Source organism: Micromonospora sp. MGP-C2 (assembly GCF_057766525.1).
Genome location: NZ_JBYMEN010000002.1, coordinates 6,790,447 through 6,815,148 on the forward strand (window position 1 = coordinate 6,790,447; position 24,702 = coordinate 6,815,148).

At 72.4% G+C, this 24,702-nt stretch carries 21 protein-coding genes; 19 read left to right on the top strand and 2 right to left on the bottom strand.

The features are described from left to right. The first annotated feature begins 243 nt into the window (after positions 1-243). The 19 genes from pyrR (at position 244) to AC3CF1_RS31290 (ending at position 22,531) form a co-directional block, all read left to right on the top strand. The gene (gene pyrR / locus AC3CF1_RS31200) at positions 244-828 is read left to right on the top strand and encodes a bifunctional pyr operon transcriptional regulator/uracil phosphoribosyltransferase PyrR (protein ID WP_354983673.1); all 585 of its coding nucleotides are present in this window, start codon (positions 244-246) and stop codon (positions 826-828) included. Continuing rightward, the gene (locus tag AC3CF1_RS31205) at positions 825-1,751 is read left to right on the top strand and encodes an aspartate carbamoyltransferase catalytic subunit (RefSeq protein WP_088947455.1); all 927 of its coding nucleotides are present in this window, start codon (positions 825-827) and stop codon (positions 1,749-1,751) included. The genes pyrR and AC3CF1_RS31205 overlap by 4 nt, the downstream gene beginning before the upstream one ends. Then, complete coding sequence (locus AC3CF1_RS31210; protein ID WP_099852264.1) at positions 1,748-3,025, top strand: dihydroorotase; 1,278 nt, start codon at positions 1,748-1,750, stop codon at positions 3,023-3,025. The genes AC3CF1_RS31205 and AC3CF1_RS31210 overlap by 4 nt, the downstream gene beginning before the upstream one ends. Further along, complete coding sequence (gene carA / locus AC3CF1_RS31215; protein WP_488451874.1) at positions 3,025-4,188, top strand: glutamine-hydrolyzing carbamoyl-phosphate synthase small subunit; 1,164 nt, start codon at positions 3,025-3,027, stop codon at positions 4,186-4,188. Before AC3CF1_RS31210 ends, carA begins: the two co-directional genes overlap by 1 nt. Then, on the top strand, positions 4,181-7,528 hold the full coding sequence (gene carB / locus AC3CF1_RS31220; protein ID WP_354983675.1) for a carbamoyl-phosphate synthase large subunit: 3,348 nt from the start codon (positions 4,181-4,183) through the stop codon (positions 7,526-7,528). The genes carA and carB overlap by 8 nt, the downstream gene beginning before the upstream one ends. Continuing rightward, entirely contained in the window at positions 7,525-8,571 is a 1,047-nt protein-coding gene (locus AC3CF1_RS31225; protein ID WP_488451875.1) for a quinone-dependent dihydroorotate dehydrogenase, read from the top strand. Before carB ends, AC3CF1_RS31225 begins: the two co-directional genes overlap by 4 nt. Positions 8,572-8,884: 313 nt before the next feature. Then, the gene (locus tag AC3CF1_RS31230) at positions 8,885-10,159 is read left to right on the top strand and encodes an adenosylmethionine--8-amino-7-oxononanoate transaminase (protein WP_488451876.1); all 1,275 of its coding nucleotides are present in this window, start codon (positions 8,885-8,887) and stop codon (positions 10,157-10,159) included. Positions 10,160-10,227: 68 nt separating this feature from the next. Then, the gene (gene pyrF, locus AC3CF1_RS31235; RefSeq protein WP_488451877.1) at positions 10,228-11,064 is read left to right on the top strand and encodes an orotidine-5'-phosphate decarboxylase; all 837 of its coding nucleotides are present in this window, start codon (positions 10,228-10,230) and stop codon (positions 11,062-11,064) included. A gap of 178 nt (positions 11,065-11,242) precedes the next feature. Then, entirely contained in the window at positions 11,243-11,560 is a 318-nt protein-coding gene (gene mihF, locus AC3CF1_RS31240; protein ID WP_124821254.1) for an integration host factor, actinobacterial type, read from the top strand. 25 nt (positions 11,561-11,585) lie between these two features. Then, positions 11,586-12,119 (top strand): guanylate kinase, encoded by a 534-nt coding sequence (locus AC3CF1_RS31245; protein ID WP_354983678.1) that lies wholly within the window; start codon positions 11,586-11,588, stop codon positions 12,117-12,119. 64 nt (positions 12,120-12,183) lie between these two features. After that, positions 12,184-12,447 carry a DNA-directed RNA polymerase subunit omega gene (rpoZ, locus tag AC3CF1_RS31250; protein ID WP_030335666.1) on the top strand — a complete coding sequence of 88 codons (264 nt, stop codon included), beginning with the start codon at positions 12,184-12,186 and terminating at the stop codon, positions 12,445-12,447. 14 nt (positions 12,448-12,461) lie between these two features. Beyond that, on the top strand, positions 12,462-13,670 hold the full coding sequence (gene coaBC, locus AC3CF1_RS31255; protein WP_141908848.1) for a bifunctional phosphopantothenoylcysteine decarboxylase/phosphopantothenate--cysteine ligase CoaBC: 1,209 nt from the start codon (positions 12,462-12,464) through the stop codon (positions 13,668-13,670). A gap of 87 nt (positions 13,671-13,757) precedes the next feature. Beyond that, positions 13,758-14,951 (top strand): methionine adenosyltransferase, encoded by a 1,194-nt coding sequence (metK, locus tag AC3CF1_RS31260; RefSeq protein WP_141908849.1) that lies wholly within the window; start codon positions 13,758-13,760, stop codon positions 14,949-14,951. Then, positions 14,948-16,927 (top strand): primosomal protein N', encoded by a 1,980-nt coding sequence (locus AC3CF1_RS31265; protein ID WP_488452150.1) that lies wholly within the window; start codon positions 14,948-14,950, stop codon positions 16,925-16,927. Before metK ends, AC3CF1_RS31265 begins: the two co-directional genes overlap by 4 nt. 255 nt (positions 16,928-17,182) lie before the next feature. Then, positions 17,183-18,166, top strand: coding sequence for an AAA family ATPase (locus tag AC3CF1_RS31270; protein ID WP_088947465.1), 984 nt, complete (start codon positions 17,183-17,185; stop codon positions 18,164-18,166). 130 nt (positions 18,167-18,296) lie between these two features. Next, the gene (locus AC3CF1_RS31275; RefSeq protein WP_355162992.1) at positions 18,297-19,565 is read left to right on the top strand and encodes a cytochrome P450; all 1,269 of its coding nucleotides are present in this window, start codon (positions 18,297-18,299) and stop codon (positions 19,563-19,565) included. A gap of 44 nt (positions 19,566-19,609) precedes the next feature. Continuing rightward, a complete protein-coding gene (def, locus tag AC3CF1_RS31280) occupies positions 19,610-20,167 on the top strand; it encodes a peptide deformylase (protein WP_210926143.1) in 558 nt (185 codons plus the stop codon). A 4-nt stretch (positions 20,168-20,171) separates the two neighbouring features. Then, complete coding sequence (fmt, locus tag AC3CF1_RS31285) at positions 20,172-21,098, top strand: methionyl-tRNA formyltransferase (RefSeq protein ID WP_488451878.1); 927 nt, start codon at positions 20,172-20,174, stop codon at positions 21,096-21,098. Beyond that, positions 21,053-22,531, top strand: coding sequence for an RsmB/NOP family class I SAM-dependent RNA methyltransferase (locus AC3CF1_RS31290; RefSeq protein WP_247667604.1), 1,479 nt, complete (start codon positions 21,053-21,055; stop codon positions 22,529-22,531). Before fmt ends, AC3CF1_RS31290 begins: the two co-directional genes overlap by 46 nt. Before the next feature lie 55 nt (positions 22,532-22,586). Here AC3CF1_RS31290 and AC3CF1_RS31295 read toward each other — a convergent pair whose 3' ends face one another. Further along, a complete protein-coding gene (locus AC3CF1_RS31295; RefSeq protein ID WP_330468420.1) occupies positions 22,587-23,477 on the bottom strand; it encodes a septum formation family protein in 891 nt (296 codons plus the stop codon). An 83-nt stretch (positions 23,478-23,560) separates the two neighbouring features. Continuing rightward, positions 23,561-24,451, bottom strand: a complete 891-nt coding sequence (locus AC3CF1_RS31300; protein WP_141908853.1) for a septum formation family protein — start codon at positions 24,449-24,451, stop codon at positions 23,561-23,563. Positions 24,452-24,702 lie beyond the last annotated feature (251 nt).

The following is a 24,702-nucleotide window of genomic DNA, read 5'->3' on the forward strand; positions in this document are numbered from 1 at the left end:
GAGCGTGACGGTACGGGGAATGGGACACGTGGTCAAGTGGTCGTGACCCTACCGTTGGGGAGCGTCTGGGAAGTTATCCCCTTTTCATGGTCCTGATCCGGTGGTCAGTGGCCGCCGTCCATCAGCCCGGTGACCACTGGTAACGTGGCGTGAAGCCCCGGCTCAGGAGCGCTCTGCGGTCCGGCCGGAGGTGCCCGACATCCTTTAACGACCCGTCCAGTGAGGCGGGGAAGGAGGTCCGCCGTGGCATACCCATCGGCTGCCCGCTCGTCACCACCGCGACAACCCTCGGTGAAGGTGATCCTCGCCAGCGCCGACGTGCAACGCGTGGTCGACCGCATCGCCCACCAGATCCTGGAGAAGACCCAGGGCGCCGCCAACACGGTGCTTCTTGGGATTCCCACCAGAGGAACCCCCCTCGCTCGGCGGCTCGCCGACCGGATCAGCACCTTCGAGGACGTCGCCGTTCCGGTCGGTGTGCTCGACATCACCCTCTACCGCGACGACCTGCGCCGGCACGCCACCCGCGCGATCGGCCCGACCGAGCTGCCGCCCGGCGGCATCGACGGCAAGCGGGTCATCCTCGTCGACGACGTGCTGTTCTCCGGCCGCACCGTCCGGGCCGCGCTCGACGCGCTCAACGACGTGGGCCGCCCAGCGTCCGTGCAGCTCGCCGTCCTGGTCGATCGCGGCCACCGGGAGCTGCCGATCCGCGCCGACTACGTCGGCAAGAACATCCCGACCTCGCTCGCCGAGAGCGTGAAGGTGACGCTCGCCGAGACCGACGGGACGGACGAGGTCAAGCTCTACGGGGGACCCACCTCATGATCAAGCATCTGCTCTCCGGCGCGGATCTGGACGCCGCGACCGCCACCGAGATCCTGGACACCGCCGCCGAGATGGCCACCGTCGCCGGCCGGGAGATCAAGAAACTGCCCGCGCTGCGCGGCCGGACCGTGGTGAACCTCTTCTACGAGGACTCCACCCGCACCCGGATCTCCTTCGAGGCGGCGGCGAAGCGGCTCAGCGCCGACGTGATCAACTTTTCCGCGAAGGGGTCCAGCGTCACCAAGGGCGAGAGCCTGAAGGACACCGCGCTGACCCTGCAGGCCATGGGCGCCGACGCCGTGGTCGTCCGGCACCCGGCCTCCGGCGCGCCGCACCGACTGGCCAACTGGGTCGACGGGTCGGTCGTCAACGCCGGCGACGGCACCCACGAGCACCCCACCCAGGCGCTGCTGGACGCGTACACCATGCGGTCCCGGCTGGGCCGGTTGGCCGGCCTGTCGGTAGCGGTCGTCGGGGACGTCTTGCACTCCCGGGTCGCCCGCTCCAACGTGCTGCTGCTCTCCACCCTCGGCGCGAAGGTCACCCTGGTCGGCCCGCCCACCCTCATCCCGGTCGACATCGCCGGAGCGTTGGCGCCGGCCACCGACGTCTCCTACGACCTGGACTCGGTGCTGCCGAATGTCGACGTGGTGATGATGCTGCGGGTGCAGCGGGAACGGATGAACGACTCCTACTTCCCCTCCGCGCGTGAGTACGCCCGCCGCTACGGGCTGGACGGCCCGCGGATGCGTCGGCTGCCGGAGCACGCGATCGTCATGCACCCCGGCCCGATGAACCGGGGGATGGAGATCACCCCCGAGGTCGCCGACTCACCCCGCTCCACCATCGTCGAACAGGTCACCAACGGGGTCTCCGTGCGGATGGCTGTCCTTTACCTGCTGCTCGGAGGGAACAACCGGTGAGCGCGTACCTGATCACCAGCGTGAGCGTCGTCGGCGGCCCGCCGACCGATCTGCTGATCCGCGACGGCGTGGTGGCCGAGGTCGGCGCCGGCCTGTCCGCGCCGGACGCCACCGTCATCGACGGCACCGGGCTGGTCGCCCTGCCCGGCCTCGTCGACCTGCACACCCACCTGCGCGAGCCCGGCCGGGAGGACGCCGAGACCGTCGAGTCCGGGTCCCGCGCGGCGGCGATGGGGGGCTACACGGCGGTCTGCGCGATGGCCAACACCTCCCCGGTCGCGGACACCGCTGGCGTGGTCGAGCAGGTCTGGCGGCTCGGCCGCGAGGCCGGGCTGGTCGACGTGCAGCCGATCGGCGCGGTCACCGTCGGGCTCGCCGGCGAGCGGCTGGCGGAACTGGGCGCGATGGCCGACTCCGCGGCCCGGGTGCGGATCTTCTCCGACGACGGGCACTGCGTCGCCGACCCGTTGCTGATGCGCCGGGCCCTGGAGTACGTCAAGGCGTTCGACGGGATCATCGCCCAGCACGCCGAGGAGCCCCGGCTCACCGAGGGCGCCCAGATGCACGAGGGTGAGGTCTCCACCCGGCTCGGGCTGATCGGCTGGCCGGCGGTCGCCGAGGAGGCGATCATCGCCCGCGACGTGCTGCTCACCGAACACGTCGGCAGCCGACTGCACGTCTGCCACGTCTCCACCGCCGGCAGCGTCGAGGTGCTGCGCCAGGCAAAGGCACGCGGCGTACGCGTCACCGCCGAGGTCACCCCGCACCACCTGCTGCTCACCGACGAGCGTGCGGAGAGCTACGACCCGGTCTTCAAGGTCAACCCGCCGCTGCGGACGGCCGCGGACATCGCCGCGCTGCGCGCCGCGCTCGCCGACGGTGTGATCGACGTGATCGCCACCGACCACGCCCCGCACGCCGTGGAGGACAAGGAGTGCGAGTGGGCGTACGCCCGGCCGGGGATGCTCGGCCTGGAGACCGCCCTGTCCATCGCGCTCGACGTGCTCGGTCCCGAGTGGGACCTGATCGCCGAGCGGATGTCGCGCACCCCCGCCCGGATCGCGGGGCTGACCGGGCACGGCATCGACCCGGCACCCGGCGTGCCGGCCAACCTGACCCTGATCGACCCGGCCGCCCACCGCACCATCGAGCCGGCGGAGCTGGCCAGTCGCAGTCGCAACACCCCGTACGCCCGCATGACGCTGCCGGGTCGCATCGTGGCGACCTTCCTGCGTGGCGAGCCGACGGTCCTGGACGGAAAGGCTGTCAAGTAATGGTCAAGCGCAGACCCGCAATCCTGGTCCTGGAGGACGGGCGCACGTTCCCCGGTGAGGCGTACGGCGGCGTCGGGGAGACCTTCGGCGAGGCGGTCTTCAACACCGGCATGACCGGCTACCAGGAGACACTCACCGACCCGTCGTACCACCGGCAGGTGGTGGTGCAGACCGCGCCGCACATCGGCAACACCGGAGTCAACGGCGAGGACGACGAGTCCGGCCGGATCTGGGTGGCCGGTTACGTCGTACGCGACCCGGCCCGGATCGGCTCGAACTGGCGCGCCACCGGCGGCCTGGAGGACCGGCTCGCCACCGAGGGTGTGGTGGGCATCAGCGGGGTGGACACCCGGGCGCTGACCCGGCACCTGCGCGAGCGTGGCGCCATGCGGGTGGGCATCTCCAGCGTCGACAACGACCCGCAGAGCCTCCTGACCCGCGTCCGCCAGGCACCGCAGATGGTCGGCGCGGACCTGTCCGCCGAGGTGACCACCGCCCAGCCGTACGTCGTCGAGGCTATCGGCGAGCACCGGTTCACCGTGGCGGCCCTCGACCTGGGCATCAAGCGCAACGTGCCGCGCCGACTCGCCACCCGTGGGGTGACCACCCACGTGCTGCCGGCCTCGTCGAGCATCGACGACCTGCTCGCCACCGGCGCCGACGCGATCTTCCTGTCGCCCGGTCCGGGCGACCCGGCCACCGCCGACGCCCCGGTGGCGCTGGCCCGGGAGGCGCTGCGGCGGGAGGTGCCGCTGTTCGGCATCTGCTTCGGCAGCCAGATCCTCGGCCGGGCGCTCGGCTTCGGCACCTACAAGCTGGGCTACGGCCACCGGGGGATCAACCAGCCGGTGCTCGACCGGGTCACCGGCAAGGTCGAGGTGACCAGCCACAACCATGGCTTCGCGGTCAAGGTGCCCGGCGCGGGTGCTGGCGCGGTGGTCCCCGACCAGGTGATCGACACCGACTTCGGCGGCGTCCAGGTGTCGCACGTCTGCCTCAATGACAACGTGGTCGAGGGGCTGCGGGCCATGGACGTGCCCGCGTTCACTGTGCAGTACCACCCGGAGGCGGCGGCCGGCCCGCACGACGCGGACTACCTCTTCGACCGATTCGCCGACTTGATCGAGGGTCGGAACCACAGCAGGGGGCGCAGCAATGCCTAAGCGGACCGATCTCAAGCACATTCTCGTGATCGGCTCCGGGCCGATCGTCATCGGGCAGGCCTGCGAGTTCGACTACTCCGGCACCCAGGCGTGCCGGGTGCTGCGCAGTGAGGGGATCCGGGTCAGCCTGGTCAACTCCAACCCGGCGACGATCATGACGGACCCGGAGTTCGCCGACGCCACCTACGTCGAGCCGATCACCCCGGAGTTCGTGGAGCTGGTCATCGCCAAGGAGCGCCCCGACGCGATCCTGGCGACCCTCGGTGGGCAGACCGCGCTGAACACGGCCGTCGCACTGCACGAGGGCGGCGTCCTGGAGAAGTACGGCGTGGAGTTGATCGGCGCGAACATCGACGCCATCAACCGGGGCGAGGACCGGCAGCTGTTCAAGGAGATCGTGGCGAAGGCCGGGGTCCGCCTGGGCGTCGACGACCCGACCGGGCTGGTGCCCCGCTCCCGGGTCTGCCACTCGATGGACGAGGTCGAGGCGACCGTCGCCGAGCTGGGTCTGCCGGTGGTGATCCGGCCGTCGTTCACCATGGGTGGCCTGGGCTCCGGCATGGCGCACACCCCGGAGGACCTGGCCCGCATCGCCGGCGACGGCCTGTCCGCCAGCCCGGTGCACGAGGTGCTTATCGAGGAGAGCGTGCTCGGCTGGAAGGAGTACGAGCTTGAGCTGATGCGCGACCGGCGGGACAACGTCGTGGTGGTCTGCTCGATCGAGAACATCGACCCGATGGGCGTGCACACCGGCGACAGCGTCACCGTGGCCCCGGCCATGACGCTCACCGACCGGGAGTACCAGCGCCTGCGTGACCTGGGCATCGCCGTGCTGCGCGAGGTCGGGGTGGACACCGGCGGCTGCAACATCCAGTTCGCGGTCAACCCGGTCGACGGCCGGATCGTCGTGATCGAGATGAACCCCCGGGTGTCGCGCTCCTCGGCGCTGGCCTCCAAGGCGACCGGCTTCCCGATCGCGAAGATCGCCGCGAAGCTGGCCATCGGCTACACCCTCGACGAGATCCCCAACGACATCACCCTGAAGACCCCGGCGGCGTTCGAGCCGACCCTGGACTACGTGGTGGTGAAGATCCCCCGGTTCGCGTTCGAGAAGTTCCCCGGTGCGGACCCGGAGCTGACCACCACGATGAAGTCGGTGGGTGAGGCGATGAGCCTCGGGCGCAACTTCACCGAGGCGCTGAACAAGGCGATGCGCTCGATGGAGACCAAGGCCGCCGGTTTCTGGACCGTGCCGGACCCGGCCGACGTCACGCTCGCGGACACTCTCGCCGCGTTGCGGATCCCGCACGACGGCCGGCTGTACACCGTCGAACGGGCGCTGCGCCTCGGCGCGTCGATCGCCGAGGTCGCCGAGGCCTCCGGCGGGATCGACCCGTGGTTCCTCGACCAGATCGCCGCCCTGATCGAGCTGCGTACGGAGATCGTGGACGCGCCGGTGCTCGACGCCGACCTGTTGCGGGTGGCGAAGCGGGCCGGGCTGTCCGACCGGCAGCTCGCCGCGCTGCGCCCGGAGCTGGCCGCCGAGGACGGCGTACGGACCCTGCGGCACCGCCTCGACGTGCGCCCGGTCTACAAGACGGTGGACACCTGCGCGGCCGAGTTCGAGGCCACCACGCCGTACCACTACTCGACGTACGACCTGGAGACCGAGGTCGTGCCGTCGGACCGGCCGAAGGTGCTGATCCTGGGCTCCGGCCCGAACCGGATCGGGCAGGGCATCGAGTTCGACTATTCCTGCGTGCACGCGGTGCAGGCGCTGCGGGCGGCCGGCTACGAGACGGTCATGGTCAACTGCAACCCGGAGACGGTCTCGACCGACTACGACACCGCCGACCGGCTCTACTTCGAGCCGCTGACCTTCGAGGACGTCCTGGAGGTCTGGCACGCGGAGGACTCGTCCGGCCGGGCGGCCGGCGGGCCGGGCGTGGTCGGGGTGGTCGTACAGCTCGGCGGGCAGACGCCGCTGGGCCTGGCGCAGCGGCTCAAGAACGCGGGCGTGCCGATCGTCGGCACCTCCCCGGAGTCGATCCACCTGGCCGAGGAGCGCGGCGCGTTCGGCACGGTGCTGGCCCGGGCCGGGCTGCGCGCGCCGGCGCACGGCATGGCCACGTCCTACGACGAGGCCAAGACGATCGCCGACGAGATCGGTTACCCGGTGCTGGTCCGGCCGTCGTACGTGCTGGGCGGTCGGGGCATGGAGATCGTCTACGACGACCCGACGCTGCGCGACTACATCGGACGCGCCACCGACATCTCCCCGGATCACCCGGTGCTGGTGGACCGGTTCCTCGACGACGCCATCGAGATCGACGTGGACGCGCTCTGCGACGCCGACGGCGAGGTCTACATCGGCGGTGTGATGGAGCACATCGAGGAGGCCGGCATCCACTCCGGCGACTCGTCCTGCGCGTTGCCGCCGATCACCCTCGCCGGCTCGCACCTGGCCGAGGTGCGCCGCTACACCGAGGCCATCGCGCGTGGCGTCGGCGTCCGCGGCCTGCTCAACGTGCAGTACGCCCTCAAGGACGACGTGCTCTACGTCCTGGAGGCCAACCCGCGGGCGTCGCGGACCGTTCCGTTCGTCTCCAAGGCGACGGCGGTGCCGCTGGCCAAGGCGGCGGCCCGGATCGCGCTCGGCGCGAGCATCGCCGAGTTGCGCGCCGAGGGCCTGCTGCCGGCGACCGGGGACGGGGGCACGATGCCCGCCGACGCGCCGATCGCGGTCAAGGAGGCGGTGCTGCCGTTCAAGCGCTTCCGGACGCGCGCCGGCAAGGGGATCGACTCGCTGCTCGGGCCGGAGATGAAGTCGACCGGCGAGGTGATGGGCATCGACACCAACTTCGGGCACGCGTTCGCCAAGAGCCAGTCGGCCGCGTACGGCTCGCTGCCGACCACGGGGAAGATCTTCGTGTCGGTGGCCAACCGGGACAAGCGCGGCATGATCTTCCCGATCAAGCGGCTGGCCGATCTGGGCTTCGAGATCGTCGCGACCGCCGGCACGGCCGAGGTGCTGCGCCGGCACGGCATCGCCTGCGAGCAGATCCGTAAGCACTACCAGGCCGGTGAGGGCGACGACGCGGTGTCGCTGATCGGCGGCGGCCACGTGGCGCTGGTGATCAACACGCCGCAGGGCTCGGGTGCCAGTGCCCGCTCCGACGGCTACGAGATCCGCAGCGCAGCCGTCACCGCCGACATCCCCTGCATCACCACGGTTCCCGGCGCCGCCGCGGCCGTGATGGGCATCGAGGCGCGGATTCGCGGCGACATGCAGGTACGCCCCCTGCAGGACCTGCACGCCACCCTGCGGGCGGCCCAGTGACCCTGTTCGAGCGGGTGGTACGCCCCCAGTTGTTCCGGCTCGGCGGTGGGGACGCCGAGGTGGCGCACGAGTGGACACTGCGTCGGTTGAGCGCGCTGTCGCGGCGTCCGGTGGCCCTCGCCGCGCTGCGGGCCCGGTACGCGGTCAACGCCCCGCGCACCGTGTTCGGCGTGCGGTTCCCCAACCCGGTCGGGCTGGCCGCGGGCATGGACAAAGACGGCGCGGCGTTGCCGGCCTGGCCGGGGCTCGGCTTCGGTTTCGTCGAGGTCGGCACTGTCACCGCGCACGCCCAGCCGGGCAATCCACGGCCGCGGCTGTTCCGCCTGCCGGCCAGCGAGGCCGTGGTCAACCGGATGGGCTTCAACAACGCCGGGGCCGCCGCGCTGGCCACCCGGCTGGCGGCGCTGCCGCGCCCGCTCGGGGTGCCGTTGGGCATCTCGCTGGGCAAGTCCAAGGTGACCCCGCTCGACGAGGCGGTCGAGGACTACCTCGCCTCGTACCGGGCGCTGCGCGGGCACGGCGACTACTTCGCCGTGAACGTGTCTTCACCCAACACGCCGGGGCTGCGCTCGTTGCAGGACCGCGCCCACCTGGACGCGCTGCTCGGCGCCCTGGTGGGGGAGAAGCCGGTGCTGGTCAAGATCGCGCCGGATCTGACCGAGGCGGCGATCGCCGAGCTGTTGGAGGTGTGCCTGGCCCGGGGCGCCGCCGGGGTGATCGCCACCAACACCACCCTGGCCCGTACCGGTCTGGCCACTGTGGACGCCGAGCGCGGCGCCCAGGCGGGTGGCCTGTCCGGTCGGCCCCTGACCACGCGGGCCCGCGACGTGGTCGCCTTCGTGCACTCCGAAACCGGTGGCCGGCTGCCGATCGTCGGCGTCGGCGGGGTGCTCGACCCGGACGACGCGGCACGGATGTTCGACGCCGGCGCGTCCCTGGTGCAGCTCTACACCGGCTTCATCTACCGGGGCCCTGCCCTGGTGCGCGCCGCCGCCCGCGCGACGGCCGCAACCGTGGCACCGGAACCGGTCGCCGGTCGGTGACCGCCCCCGGTGCGGTGCTGGCCCGGCGCAACCGGGCCTCGAGCCCGCTGCGCGCCGAGGAGCCCACGCCCGCTGTTGCTCCTTTGCTCTGCACCCGTGGATGCACCACCCGGAGCGCGACACCCGGCCACCGGGTGTCGCGTCCCCGGGTGGTGCGTCCGTGGGGATCGCGTCCGCGGGTGTCGCGTCCGTGGGTGCAGAGCAAAGGCAGCGGACATGGGAGCGGCGGCGGCGCGGGAGGCGGCGACGGCGAGGTTCGACCCGGCCGCAGGACGCCCGCCGTCCGGGCCGCCTGAGGCACGAAGGAGTACGCGTGACACCCGAGGAGATCCTGGCCGCCGACCGGGCACACGTCTGGCACCCGTACGCCGCGCTGCCGCCGACGAACCAGCCCTACGTGGTGCGGAGCGCCGAGGGGGTACGACTGCGGCTGGCCGACGGGCGGGAGCTGGTGGACGGGATGTCGTCCTGGTGGGCGGCGATCCACGGGTACCGGCACCCGGTGCTGGACGCGGCGGTGACCGACCAGCTCGGCCGGATGAGTCACGTGATGTTCGGCGGACTCACCCACGAGCCCGCCGTGCAGCTCGCCCGGACCCTGGTCGAGCTGACCCCGGAGGGCCTGGAGCACGTGTTCCTGGCCGACTCCGGCTCCGTCAGCGTGGAGGTGGCGGTGAAGATGTGCCTGCAGTACCAGCGGGCCGTCGGGCAGCCGCAGCGACGCCGGCTGGCGACCTGGCGGGGCGGCTACCACGGCGACACGTTCCACCCGATGAGCGTCTGCGACCCGGAGGGCGGCATGCACCACCTCTGGGGCGACGTGCTGCCCCGGCAGGTGTTCGCGCCGGTTCCGCCGGGCGGCTTCGACGACCCGCCCGACGACGCGTACGTGGCGGCGTTGGTGGAGACCGTCGAGCGGTACGCCGACGAGCTGGCCGCGGTGATCGTCGAACCCGTCGTCCAGGGCGCCGGCGGGATGCGTTTCCACCACCCGGGTTACCTGCGGGTGCTGCGCGAGGTGACCCGCGCCCACGGGGTGCTGCTGATCTTCGACGAGATCGCCACCGGGTTCGGCCGTACCGGTGCGATGTTCGCGGCCGAGCACGCCGGGGTGACCCCGGACGTGCTGTGCGTGGGCAAGGCACTCACCGGGGGCTACCTGACGCTCGCGGCGACGCTCTGCACCGCTGAGGTCGCCCGTGGCATCTCCGCCGCCGGCGTGCTGGCGCACGGGCCCACGTTCATGGGCAACCCGTTGGCCTGCGCGGTGGCCAACGCCTCCATCGGGCTGCTGCGGGCCGGGGACTGGGCGGGGCAGGTCGCCAGGGTCGGCGCCGGTCTGCGTGCCGGTCTGGAGCCCCTGCGCGGCACGCCGGGCGTCGCCGACGTGCGGGTGCTCGGCGCGATCGGGGTGGTGCAGCTCGATCACGAGGTCGACCTCGGCGCGGCCACCAGGGCCGCGGTCGAGCAGGGGGTGTGGTTGCGCCCGTTCCGCGACCTGGTCTACACGATGCCGCCGTACGTCACCGACGACGTCGACCTGGCTCGGATCGCGGCTGGCGTCGCGGCGGCGGTGGCGGCCGGCTGAATCGGTAGTGGTCGACGGGTACCCGGGAGGCGGTCCGCCGCCCGGCAGGAGGAGAGAGGGAGTACCGGATGGAGAGCTTCGGAAGCCGGCTGCACCGGGCGGTCGACGAGCGGGGGCCGCTCTGTGTGGGCATCGACCCGCATCCCGGTCTACTGGCCCGTTGGGGTCTCGCCGACGACCTTCAGGGTCTTGACCGCTTCACCCAAACCGTCGTGGAAGCCCTCGGTGACCGGGTTGCGGTGGTCAAGCCTCAGTCGGCCTTTTTCGAGCGATTCGGGTCCCAGGGCGTGGCGATTCTTGAGTCAACTATCCGACAGTTACGGGATGCTGGCTCGCTCGTTCTCCTTGACGTCAAGCGCGGCGACATCGGCTCGACGGTGAGCGCGTACGCCTCCGCGTACCTTGATCCATCCAGCCCGCTGTATGTCGACGCGGTCACCGCGAGCCCCTACCTCGGGGTCGGTTCGCTGGCGCCGATGTTCGAGCTGGCTGCCCAGCACGGCGGCGGAGTGTTCGTGCTCGCCCTCACCTCCAACCCCGAGGGCGCGGCCGTGCAGCGGGCCCGTACGGCCGACGGCCGCACCGTCGCGCAGACCGTCATCGACGAGATTTCCCAGCTCAACAGGGGTGCGACACCACTCGGGAGCTTCGGTCTGGTGGTCGGGGCGACCATCGGCGACACCGGTCACGACCTATCCGGCGTGGGGGGTCCACTGCTCGCCCCGGGCCTCGGCGCGCAGGGTGCCGGGGCAGCCGATCTGCGTACCGTCTTCGGTCCGAGCCTGGGCTCGGTGCTCCCGTCGTACTCGCGGGAGGTGCTCTCGGCGGGCCCCGACGTCGCTGCCCTGCGGGCCGCCGCGGACCGGGTTCTGGCCGACTGTCGGGCCGTATTGCCTGCCCGGTGACTGACTGACGGGTCGGTCACTGTGCGTTGATCATGGACCCCCCACGTTGCCGAAAGCTCCGTTGACCGCTAGTTTTCCCCGCGCTGGGAACCACGGACCCCTTGGTTCACAGCGACACCACGTTTCACAGATGCGGCGGTGCGCCCCGCCCGCCGCGATAGGGACCTGAGGAGAACTGGTGCCGCTCCCGTCACTGACCCCCGAACAACGCGCTGCCGCGCTCGAGAAGGCCGCGGAGATCCGCAAGGCCCGTGCTCAGCTGAAGGAGCAGCTCAAGCAGGGCAAGACCACCCTCGGTGCTGTCCTCGAGCGCGCCGAGGGCGACGACGTCGTCGGCAAGCTCAAGGTTTCGGCCGTCCTGCAGGCCATGCCGGGTATCGGCAAGATCCGGGCGACCCAGATCATGGAGAAGCTCAAGATCGCCGACAGCCGTCGCCTGCGTGGCCTCGGCGAGCAGCAGCGCAAGGCACTGCTTGGAGAGTTCGCCGCCAACTGAACCTGGCAGCGTGTAGAAACAAGCAGTGAGCACGGATGACGAGGCGCGCCCGGCGGCTCGGCTCACTGTCCTGGCTGGACCTTCGGGTTCCGGCAGGGAGAGTGTCGTCGAGCTCGTCCGGGCGCGTTCTCCGTCCGTGTGGTTGCCGGTGCCGGCGACCACACGGCCGCGCCGGGAGTCGGAAATCGACGGCGTTGACCGCGTCTTCCTCGCCCCCGCCGAGTTCGATCGCCGACTCGTCGACGGCGAGCTGCTGGAGTGGTCCCGGATCGGCTCGTACCGCCGGGGCACCCCGTACCAACCGCTGCGCGCCCGGCTCGACGCCGGGCAGCCGGTGCTTCTTCCGCTCGACCTGCCCGGCGCCCCGCTGGTGCGCGCGTGCCTGCCCGATTCGCGGCTGGTGCTGCTGAGCCCACCCGGGTATCACCCCGACGCCGTGGTGGCGGCCGCCTTCGAGCACACGCTGACCCACGACCTCACCGAGCGGGTGGCCGACGAGCTGGTAGGCTTACTCGGTTCTTCTTATCCGGATCCGACCTGGTCGCGAGTGCGCGGCTGACGGTCGGCCGCTGTTGAGACTCAGCACCGCGTCCGCGCGGCTCGAAAGACGCAGAGGTTAATTCGTGGGATCCATCGCCAACCCCGAAGGCATCACCAACCCGCCGATCGACGAGCTCCTCGAGAAGACGACGTCGAAGTACGCGCTGGTCATCTTCGCCGCCAAGCGCGCGCGCCAGGTCAACGCCTACTACAGCCAGCTCGGTGAGGGTCTGCTGGAGTACGTCGGCCCGCTCGTCGAGACCACCCCGCAGGAGAAGCCCCTCTCCATCGCCATGCGCGAGATCAACTCGGGCCTGCTCACCGCCGAGCCGACCGACCAGCCGTAAGCACTCGCCGGCCGATGTCCGCCTCGATCGTCCTCGGGGTTGGCGGCGGCATCGCCGCCTACAAGGCGTGCGAGCTGCTGCGACTCTTCACCGAATCAGGTCACCGGGTCCGTGTCGTGCCGACCGCGTCGGCGCTCCGGTTCGTCGGGGCGCCGACCTGGGCGGCACTCTCCGGCCAGCCGGTCGCCGACGACGTCTGGACCGACGTCCACGAGGTGCCGCACGTCCGACTCGGTAAGCAGGCCGACCTGGTGGTGGTCGCGCCGACCACCACCGACCTGCTCGCCAAGGCCGCGCACGGGCTCGCCGACGATCTGCTGACCAACACCCTGCTGACCGCCCGCTGCCCGGTGCTGCTGGCCCCCGCCATGCACACCGAGATGTGGGAGCACCCGGCCACCGTCGCCAACGTCGCCACGCTGCGCTCCCGGGGCGTCCGGGTCATCGAGCCCGCCGTCGGGCGGCTCACCGGCGTCGACACCGGCAAGGGGCGACTGCCCGACCCGGCGGAGATCTTCGCCATCGCCCGTCAGGTGCTGGCCCGGGGCGACGTCGCCCCCGCCGACCTGGCCGGCCGTCGGGTGGTCGTCACCGCGGGTGGCACCCGGGAGCCACTGGACCCGGTCCGTTTCCTGGGCAACCGCTCCTCGGGCAAGCAGGGTTACGCGTTCGCCCGCGCCGCCGTGGCCCGGGGCGCCCGGGTCACCCTGATCGCGGCGAACGTCTCCCTGCCCGACCCCGCCGGCGTCGACCTGATCCGGGTGGGCACCACCGCCGAGCTGCGGGAGGCGACGGTGAAGGCCGCCGTCGACGCCGACGCGGTGGTGATGGCTGCGGCTCCGGCCGATTTCCGCCCGGCGACGTACGCGGCTGGCAAAATCAAGAAGTCGGACGATGGTGTCGCGCCCACCATCGAGCTCGTCACGAACCCCGACATCGCAGCGGAGCTCGGCCAGCGCAAGCGACCGGAGCAGCTGCTGGTGGTGTTCGCCGCCGAGACCGGCGACGCCGAGGCCAACGGCAGAGCAAAACTCGCCCGGAAGCGGGCCGACCTGATCGTGATCAACGAGGTTGGCCCGGACAAGGTCTTCGGCGCCGACACCAACACGGTGACGGTCATCGGGGCGGACGGCTCGGTCAGCCGGCTTCCCGAGCAGGCCAAGGAGGCCGTGGCCGACACCGTCTGGGATCTCGTCGTGGCGCGGCTGCCCGGCAGTTCCTGACGAGTGGTAAACGGCGCGACCGATCCCGACACCGGCCGCAGTGGTGATTAGACTGCCGCGGAACGACCTCACACGCTTAGGAGTGCCGTGACACGCCGTCTCTTCACGTCCGAATCGGTCACGGAAGGCCACCCGGACAAGATCGCTGACCAGATCAGCGATGGCATCCTCGACGCGCTGCTGGCCGAGGACCCGCACAGCCGGGTCGCGGTGGAGACCATGATCACCACCGGCCAGGTGCACATCGCCGGTGAGGTGACCACCAAGGCGTACGCCGACATCCCGACGATCGTCCGCCGGACCATCCTCGACATCGGCTACGACTCGTCGAAGAAGGGCTTCGACGGCGCCTCCTGCGGGGTCAGCGTCTCCATCGGCGCGCAGTCCGAGGACATCGCGCAGGGCGTGGACAACGCCTTCGAGCTGCGTACCGGGGCGTCGGAGAGCGCGCTGGACGCGCAGGGCGCCGGCGACCAGGGCATGATGTTCGGCTTCGCCTGCTCGGAGACGCCCGAGCTGATGCCGCTGCCGATCGCCCTCGCCCACCGGCTGGCCCGCCGGCTCGCCGCGGTCCGCAAGGACGGCACGATCCCCTACCTGCGCCCGGACGGCAAGACCCAGGTCACCATCGAGTACGAGGGGCTGCGCCCGGTCCGGCTGAACACCGTTGTCGTGTCCAGCCAGCACGCCGCGGACATCTCGCTGGACTCGCTGCTCACCCCGGACGTGCGTGACCACGTCATCGCTCCGGAGCTGGAGAGCCTCGGGTTGGACACCGAGGGCTACCGGCTGCTGGTCAACCCGACCGGCCGCTTCGAGATCGGCGGCCCGATGGGTGACGCCGGCCTGACCGGCCGCAAGATCATCGTCGACACCTACGGCGGGTACGCCCGGCACGGCGGTGGCGCGTTCTCCGGCAAGGACCCGTCCAAGGTGGACCGCTCGGCCGCGTACGCGATGCGCTGGGTCGCCAAGAACGTGGTCGCCGCCGGCCTGGCCGAGCGGTGTGAGGCGCAGGTCGCCTACGCCATCGGCAAGGCGCACCCGGTGAGCCTGTTCATCGAGACGTTCGGCACCGAGACCGTGCCGGTGTCCTCGATCGAGAAGGCCGTCGCCGAGGTTTTCGACCTGCGCCCGGCCGCGATCATCCGGGACCTCAACCTGCTCCGCCCGATCTACCAGCAGACCGCCGCGTACGGCCACTTCGGTCGGGAGCTGCCGGACCTGACCTGGGAGAGCACCGACCGGGCCGCCGACCTCAAGTCGGCCGCGGGAGCCTGACCGCCACCAGGCACAGCGACCGGCGACCCGCAGATGGGTCGCCGGTCGCGCGCGTCTGCGTGGATGTCCCGCTGGCACACCTGGACCGCCCGTTCGACTACCTGGTGCCCGCCGAGCTGGACGAGGTGGCGATTCCCGGTACGCGGGTGAAGGTGCGATTCGCCGGGCAGCTCGTCGACGGATGGTTGCTGTCCCGTGCCGACGACTCCGGGCACACCGGCCGCCTCGCGTACCTGGAGAAGGTGGTCTCGCCGGAGCCGGTGCTGGCGCCCGAGGTCGCCCGGCTGGCCCGGGCGGTCGCCGACCGGTACGCGGGCAACCTCGCCGACGTGCTCCGGCTCGCCGTGCCGCCCCGGCACGCGCGGGTGGAGAAGGAGGCCCGCGACGACGAACCCGGCCCGACGGCCGTCGCCGAGGCCGCAGCGGTCGACCCGCGTGGCTGGCGGGACTACCCGACCGGCCCCGCGCTGCTGCGCGCGCTCACCGACGGCCGCGCACCGCGCGCGGTCTGGTCGGCGCTGCCCGGCGAGGACTGGGCGGCTCGCTACGCCGACGCGGTGGCCGCCACCGTCGCCGGGGGGCGCGGGGCGGTCGTCGTGGTGCCTGACGCCCGTGACCTCGACCGGCTGGACGCCGCGCTCACCAGCGTGCTCGGTCCGGGACGGCACGTCAGCCTCTCCGCCGCGCTCGGGCCGGCCCGGCGTTACCGGGCGTTCCTCGCCGCCCGCCGCGGCCAGGTGCCGGTGGTGATCGGCACCCGGGCGGCGATGTTCGCCCCGGTGGACCGGCTCGGCCTGGTCGCCATCTGGGACGACGGCGACGATCTGCACTCCGAACCCCGGGCCCCCTACCCGCACGCCCGTGACGTGCTGCTCACCCGCGTCCAGCTCGCCGAGGCCGGTGCGTTGGTCGGTGGGTACGCCCGGACCTCTGAGGCGCAACTGCTGCTGGAGACCGGTTGGGCGCGGGAGGTGGTCGGCGACCGGGCGACCGTGCGGGCCCGGATCCCGGCCATCGCGCCGACCGGCGACGACCCGCAACTGGCCCGCGACCCCGGGGCCGCCACCGCCCGGCTGCCCAGCCTGGCCTGGACGGCCGCCCGCGACGCCCTCCGGCAGGACCATCCGGTGCTGGTGCAGGTGCCCCGGCGCGGCTACCTGCCGTCGATCTCCTGCGGGGACTGCCGCACCCCGGCGCGCTGCGCGCACTGCGCCGGCCCGCTCGCGCTGCCCTCGGCCGGCGGCACCCCGGCCTGCCGGTGGTGTGCCCGGGTGGCCGCCGCGTACGCCTGCCCGGAGTGCGGTGGGCGGCGGCTGCGGGCCGCGGTGACCGGCGCCCGCCGGACCGCCGAGGAGCTGGGGCGGGCGTTCCCGGACGTCCCGGTGCGCACCTCGGGGCGCGAGGAGGTGCTGACCGACGTGCCCGGCGGCGCGGCCCTGGTGGTGGCCACGCCGGGTGCGGAGCCGGTCGCCGAGGGCGGCTACGGCGCGGTGCTGCTGCTCGACTCGTGGGCCCTGCTGACCCGGGCCGACCTGCGGGCCGGGGAGGAGGCGCTGCGGCGCTGGCTGGCCGCGGCGGCCCTGGCCCGCCCGGCGCCGGCCGGCCGGGTGGTGGTGGTCGCCGACGGCGCGCTCGCCCCGGTGCAGGCGTTGCTGCGCTGGGACGCGGCCTGGTTCGCCGGCCGGGAGTTGGCCGAGCGCCGGGAGCTGGGCTTCCCGCCGGCGGTACGGATGGCGAGCGTCACCGGCTCGGCCGAGGCGGTGGCGGACCTGCTCACCGCTGCCCGGCTGCCCGCGGACGCCGAGGTGCTCGGGCCGGTGCCGGCCGAGGAGGGCCGGGAGCGGATGCTGGTCCGGGTGCCCCGGGCCCGAGCTGCCGCGCTCGCCGAGGCGCTGCACTCGGCTGCCGGTGTTCGTGCCGCCCGCAAGGCCGCCGACCCGGTCCGTCTCCAGGTCGATCCGTTGAGCCTCTTCTGAGAAGTTTCCGCCGGTGCCGGCGGTGCCGCAGCCCGACCGTCGGGTGGTCGCCCGCACACCGCGTCCGGCAGGGCGGTGGCGTCAGAGTGGTAGCATCGCCCGTCATGCCGAGGCGTACGGCGGCTCCAGGTCGCGACGGAGCGTCGGACGCGCCGAGTCGGGGCCGCCGCAGGATGGCGCGACAATGGCGGTAACGCGTTGCTCGGGCGCGATGTCGATGATGTCAATGATCCGGTGATCAGGGGTGGACCAGTCGTGACCGTTGGACAATCGATCGTCTTCAACGGCGACCTCGGCAGCGGCAAGAGCACCGTGTCGGTCGAGATCGCCAAGCGGCTCGGCATGCGCCGGGTCAGTGTGGGGGACCTCTACCGGGAGATGGCGCAGCAGCGGCAGATGACCGCGTTGCAGCTCAACCTGCACGCCGAGCTCGACCAGGCTGTCGACGGCTACGTCGACCAGCTCCAGCGGGACATCGCCGCCTCCGGTGAGCGCCTGGTCATGGACTCCCGGCTGGCCTGGCACTTCTTCACCGACGCGCTCAAGGTCCACATGATCACCGAGCCGGGCGAGGCGGCCCGTCGGGTGCTCGCCCGACCGTCCGGCCCGGCGGAGAGCTACGCCTCCCTGGAGGAGGCCAAGGCCAAGCTTCGTGAGCGCAGCGTGAGCGAGCGCAGCCGGTTCATCATCCGATACGGCGTGGACAAGGCCCGGCTGCGCAACTACGACCTGATCTGCGACACCACCCGGGCGTCCGCCACCGAGGTGATCGAGCACATCGTCGCCGCGTACGAGGGGAAGCTCGGCGCCGAGGTGCTGCGTGACGGCCCGCCGCTGCTGCTGCTGGACCCGGCCCGCGTCTACCCGACCGAGGACATCGCCACGCTGCGCGGTCTGTGGGACACCGACTTCGTCGGCGACGTGGCCGAGGCCGGCGACGAGGCCCTCGAACCCCTGAAGATCGGGTTCACCGGCGAGTACTTCTTCGTCGTCGACGGTCACCGCCGCCTCAGCGCCGCCCTCCAGAACGGGTTCTCCATGGTCCCCGCCCAGCTGGTCGCCGAGGTCGACGAGCCGGTCGTGGGTGGGATGACGGCGATCGACTACTTCGCCGCCCAGGTCCGCCCCGGCCTGATCTACGACTGGGAGGCGGCTCACAAGATCCAGCTCCCGCTGCCTGAGCCCGCGCTCCTCCGCGGTGACGCGGTGCTCGCCGGGGACCCGGCCGCCAGCGCCTGAGCTCTGGGCGCCGGCGCCTGAGTCGCCGCTGCCTGTGTGCTCGGCGAAGACTGCACGGCGCCGAGGGCTGCCGGATGGCGGCCGCACCGGGATGATGGAACCTCCGACGCATCGACGGGGGAGGCCAGCCATGGAGGCTGCCGAAGCGCTCACACTGCTCATGTCGCCGCAGGGACGTGTCGACCCGTACCCGACGTACGAGCGGCTGCGCGCCCACGGGCCGGTGGTGCAGGCGATGCCGGGCCTGTACGTGGTGACCGGCTACCCGGAGGCCGACGAGCTGCTGCGTGACCCCCGCCTCGGGGTGCTCGACGACCCGCTGCGCGACGAGGTCTGGCCGAACTGGCGGGACAGCCCCGCCGTGTCGTCGATCGCCCGGTCCATGCTGCGGACCAACCCGCCGGACCACAGCCGGATGCGTCGGCTGGCCGCTGGGGCGTTCAGCCCCCGCCGGATCGCCGGGATGCGCGACGTGGTGCGGGCACAGGCCGAGGAGTTGCTCGACGCGATCGTCTCCCGGGCCGAGGATGGCGCTCCGGTCGACGTGCTGGCCGACTTCGCGTACCCGCTGCCGGTCGGGGTGATCTGCGAGCTGCTCGGCGTACCCGCCGCCGACCGGCCGCTGTTCCGCCGTTGGGCCGGTGACCTGACCGGGGTGCTGGAGCCGGAGATAACCCCCGAGGAGTTGACGGTCGCCGACGCGGGCGCCTCCGAGCTGCGCGACTACTTCGTCGAGCTGATCGTCGCCCGGCGGCGGGCACCGGCCGACGACCTGACCACCGCGCTGGTCCAGGTGCACGACGCCGACGGCGACCGGCTCACCGGCGACGAACTGCTGGCCAACCTGGTGGTGCTGCTGGTGGCCGGCTTCGAGACCACCACCAACCTGCTCGGCAACGGTCTCGTCGTGCTGCTGGACCACCCGGCCGCCGCCGCCGAGCTGCGCGCCGATCCCGCGCTCGCCCCGGCGTACATCGAGGAGCTGCTGCGCTACGACTCGCCGGTGCAGCTGACGACCCGCACCAGCACGGCGCCGCTGCGCTGCGGCGGGCTCGACCTCCCGGCCGGCAGCACGACGCTGCTGCTGCTCGGCGCGGCGAACCGGGACCCGCGCCGGTTTCCCGACCCACAGCGCTTCGACCCGACCCGTGACCAGGCGCACCCGCTGTCCTTCGGCGCCGGCCCGCACTACTGCCTCGGCGCCGGCCTGGCCCGGCTGGAGGCGCAACTGGCCTTCCCGATGCTGCTGCGCTGCCTCCCCGAGCTGGCGCTGGCCGAGCAGCCCCGGCACCGGACCCGGCTGACCCTGCGTGGCTACGAGAGCCTGCTGGTGACGCTGGGCACACCGGCCGTCTCCGATCGAGGTACGCCGGCCGGCACGTGGCGGGGCACTCCGTAGACTGGTACGGCATCCCCGTCCGACCCATGAAGGAGCCACCCCGCGTGACCGTCCAGCCCATCCGTCTGTTTGGGGATCCGGTGCTGCGCACGCCGGCCGATCCGGTGGTCGACTTCGACGCCGAGCTGCGTCGGCTCGTCGCCGACCTCACCGACACGATGCGTGAGCAGAACGGCGCCGGCCTGGCCGCCCCGCAGCTCGGTGTGAGCCTGCGGGTGTTCGCCTTCGACGTCGACGACGTGCTCGGGCACCTGGTCAACCCCGTCCTCGAGTTCCCCGACGAGGAGGAGCAGGACGGCCCGGAGGGCTGCCTGTCCATCCCCGGGCTCTACTTCGACACCAAGCGCCGTCAGAACGTCATCGCCAAGGGCTTCAGCTCGTTCGGCGACCCCATGCAGATCGTGGGCAGCGGCCTGATGGCCCGCTGTGTGCAGCACGAGACCGACCACCTCGACGGTGTGCTCTTCCTCGACCGGCTGGACGCCGCCGGGCGCAAGGAGGCAATGAAGGCGATCCGCCAGGCCGACTGGTACGACGCGGCGGCCCCGCCCACGGTGAAGCTCAGCCCGCACCTCAGCGACCCGTTCGGTCTGGGTCGGTGACCGGATGCGCGTGATCTTCGCCGGCACGCCGGCCGTCGCCGTTCCCGCCCTGGCCGCCGTCGCCGCCTCCCGGCACGAGCTGGTCGCCGTGGTCACCCGGCCCGACGCGCCCGCCGGCCGCGGGCGTGGCCTGTCCCGGTCCCCGGTCGGCGAGTGGGCCGACGAGCACGGCGTCGAGGTGCTCACGCCGGCCCGTCCCCGCGACCCCGAGTTCCTCGACCGGCTCCGCGCGCTCGCGCCGGACTGCGTGCCGGTGGTGGCCTACGGCGCGTTGGTGCCGCCGGCCGCCCTGGACATCCCCCGGCACGGCTGGATCAACCTGCACTTCTCGCTGCTGCCCGCGTGGCGGGGTGCCGCACCGGTGCAGCACGCCGTGCTGCACGGCGACGAGCTGACCGGTGCCAGCGTCTTCCAGTTGGAGGAGGGCCTGGACACCGGCCCGGTCTACGGCACCCTGACCGACGAGATCCGGGCCGCCGACACCTCCGGTGACCTGCTGGAGCGGCTCGCCGACTCCGGTGCCGGTCTGCTGGTGGCGGTGCTCGACGCGATCGCCGACGGCACCGCCCGGGCCGAGCCGCAGCCCGCCGACGGGGTGTCGTTGGCGCCGAAGCTGACTGTGGACGACGCCCGGGTGCGCTGGAGCGATCCGGCCTTCGCGGTGGACCGTCGGATCCGGGCCTGCACCCCGGCCCCGGGCGGCTGGACCACCTTCCGGGGCGAGCGGGTGAAGCTCGGCCCGGTCGTGCCGGTGCCCGACGGCCCAGAGTTGAAGCCGGGGGAGTTGCTGGTGGAGAAGTCCCGGGTGCTGAGTGGCACGGCGACAGTGCCGGTGCGCCTCGGCGAGGTCCGCGCCGCGGGCAAGCGGGCAATGGGCGCGACCGACTGGGCGCGCGGCGTCCGGGTCGGCACTGGAGAGGACTTCGCGTGACAGCCCCCGAGGGCACCCGCCCCACCCGCTCCGGCCCGCCCGCGGGTCGTGGCGGGGACCGCCGGCCGGTCCGGCCACCACTGGACCGACCGCGTCGTGCGGCGTACGAGGCGGTTGCCGCGGTGCACCGCGACGACGCGTTCGCCAACCTCGTTCTGCCCATGATCCTTCGGGAGGAGGGGCTGTTCGGTCGGGACGCGGCCTTCGCCACCGAACTGACCTACGGCACCCTGCGCCACCTCGGCACGTTGGACGCGATCCTGACCGACGCGGCCGGCCGGGACGTGGCCCGGATCGACCCGCCGGTCCGTGACGCGCTGCGGCTCGGGGCGTACCAGCTGCTGCACACCCGGGTGCCGGCGCACGCCGCCGTCTCGTCGACGGTGGACCTGGTCCGCTCGGTCGCACCGGGTGCCACCGGCTTCGCCAACGCGGTGCTGCGCGAGGTGTCCACCCGGGACGCGGACGCCTGGGTGGCGAAGCTCGCCCCGCCGATGGAGACCGACCCGGTCGGGCACCTCGCACTGGCGTACAGCCACCCGCAGTGGATCGTGCGGGCGTTCTCCGAGGCGCTCGACGGTGATCTGGGTGAGACCGAGCGCCTGCTGATCGAGGACAATGAGCGCCCGCCGGTGCACCTGTGCGCGCGGCCGGGGCTGATCGACCCGGTCGAGTTGGCCGACCAGGTCGGCGGAGCGCCCGGTGCCTTCTCGCCGTACGCCGTCTATCTGCCCGGCGGAGCGCCGGGCGACATCCCGGCGGTGGTCGACGGTCGCGCCCACGTCCAGGACGAGGGCTCGCAGCTGGTGGCCGCCGCACTCGCCGACGCGCCGCTGGACGGCCCGGACGGGCGTTGGCTGGACCTGTGCGCCGGCCCGGGTGGCAAGGCCGGGCTGCTCGGCGCGCTGGCCGCGCAACGTGGTGCCCGGGTGACAGCGGTGGAGGTGGCCGAGCACCGTGCCCGGCTGGTCTCCCTGGCGACCCGGGACCTGCCGGTGGCCGTGCTGACCATGGACGGCCGTGAGGTCGGCGGCGACCCGAAGCTGCCGGAGCAGCACTTCGACCGGGTGCTGGTCGACGCCCCGTGCACCGGGCTGGGGTCGCTGCGCCGCCGGCCGGAGTCGCGTTGGCGTCGCCAGCCGTCCGACCTGCCGCCGCTGACCCGGCTGCAACGGGAGTTGCTCGGCGCGGCGCTGCGGGCGGTCCGCCCAGGTGGGCTGGTCGCCTACGTCACCTGCTCGCCGCACACTGTCGAGACACACGTGACGGTGACCGAGGCGGCCCGCCGTAGCGGGGTCGCTGTGGACTTCGTGGACGCCCGGCCGCTGCTGCCGGCCGGCATGCCCGGTCTGGGCGACGGGCCGACCGTGCAGCTCTGGCCGCACCGCCACGGCACCGACGCGATGTTCCTCGCCGTCCTGCGCCGAGGCTGAGTCGCACCGACACCCGACGCGCGAAGGAAGGGCCCCGAGGGGCCCTTCCTTCAGCTCAGGTGACCGGGAGGCCCTTGTTGCCGGCGTTCTTCATCGAGCGGGTGAGGTTGCGGTCGGAGATCCAGAGGAAGCACTGCACGCCACGGTTGCCGTTCTTCCACTCCTCCTCGTACGGCTGGTAGTAGATCGTCCCGGCGCGGAAGTCGAGCTGGGAGTTGTCCGGTACCTTCGCGTACTTGGCGATCACCGACTGGCAGGCACGGTGGGTGCGCTTGATGGTGCGGGAGAACTCGGCGTAGGTGACGTCCGGCGCCTGCCAGACCCCGACGAACTCGGCGTGGTGCTTGGCGGTGCAGGACACCGGCACCATCTCGTCGACGTCGTCCTTGACCAGCTTCGGGTTGAAGCAGCGGTACGCCAGTGGCGCCGCGCCGGACAGTGCGCCCCGGAGGCTGCCGGTGCGCAGGTCGACGGCGGTGTCGTCGATGCTGGCGATCTCGGTGACGTCGCAGCGGTACCAGCGGGCCCCGCCCGACCACGCCTGCGGCGAGGGCAGCACGACTGTCACGCCGAGTCGCCCGGACCGCCAGTCGGCGCCCAGCGCCTTGTTGACCTCGGTGTCGCAGGCGCTCTGCGCGGCCCGCATGCCCACCGACCCGGCCTGCGGCGGTGCGTCGCGCTCGGCGCCCGGGCCGGTGAGGGTGCCGACGTGCATGGTCTCCACCCGGTGGGCCTCGGTGCACGGCATCGGGTTGTAACCGCTCAGGAAGCCGACCTGCTGGGAGGAGTGGTGGCAGACGTCGGCGGCGGGAACGAACTGCTGCGCCGCGACAGGCGCCGGCCAGTCGTCGATGAGGTCAGTGTCGACTCCGGCGGGTGCGCCGCACCCGGCCAGTGCCAGGGTCAGGGCCGCACCCCCGGCGAACGCCGCCAACCACCGTCGCATCCCCGACCTCCCGCCGCTGGTGGCCTCCGGCCGGACCTCGCCGGTCGGTAGCGCCACGGCGCAGCAGCATACGGCACCGATGTTCAGATCGCCGGTAGTCCCTCCGGGCCGGCACCCCGCATCGAGCGGGTGAGTTTGCGGTCGTCGCTCCACAGGAAACACCGAACGCCCCGGTCACCCTCCTCCCACTCGCGTTGCGACGGTGGGTAGTAGATGGACCCGGCCCGGTACGGCAGGTCGCTGTTGTTCGGCACGGACGCGAACTCGGCGATCAACTGCATGCAACGTTGGTGCGCCTGCGCGGGCGACTTCTTGAAGTCGGCCCAGCTCATGTCCCGCTCCTCGTAGACGCCCACGAACTCGGCGCGGTGCGGTTCGGTGCAGAGCACCGGCGCCATGTAGTTGAGGTTGTCGCCGATCAGCTTCGGGTCGAAGCAGCGGTGCGTCAGCGGGTTGTCGCCGATCAACGCACCGCGCAGGCTGCCGGTGCGGTTGACCGGGCGGGTGTTGTCGATGCTGCCGGTCTCGCTGAGGTCGCAGCGGAACCAGCGCGCGCCGCCGGACCAGGCGGGTGCGGACGGCAACGCGAGCGACAGCGCCAGCCGGGCGGTGTGCCAGTCGCCGCCGAGCACCTCCCGGGCCCGCTGGTCGCACTCGGCGCGGGCGGTGCGCAGCGCCGGCGACCCGGACTCGGGTCGGGTCTCGGTCAGCGCGTCGGGCCCGACGAACGTGCCGACGTGGATGGTCTCGGCCAGGTGGCTGCGCGCGCAGTCCACCGTCTCGTAGGTGCTGGCCTGCACGACCGGGATGATCCGGGGCAGGCAGGTGTCGGCGGCGGGAGCGAACGGCTTCGGGACCCGCAGGGCCGGCCAGTCGTCGGTGAGGTCACCGTCCGCGCCTCGCGCCGGCGCGCAGCCGGCCAGCAGCATCGTGGTGACGCCGGCCAGCGCCAGCGCTGGAAGCCACCGTCGCATCGTCCGCCCTTCCGGGAGCTGGCGGCCGGTCACCGCGCCCCGCGGCGAGACCCCGGCGGGCGTGCAGCCTACGGCACAGTCCCGGTTGGAGTGTCGTCGCCTTTCCGTCGATCGGCCAGCCACTGACGTCTGTTCGTCCGGAATCGGCGGTCCGGAGCGACCAATTCTGCACCACTGGTCACTGCTGGGTCACAGCGCGTCCCTGTTGGTGCCGCGATGCGGGTTGCGGTCCGCAACGTTCGTACACTGAC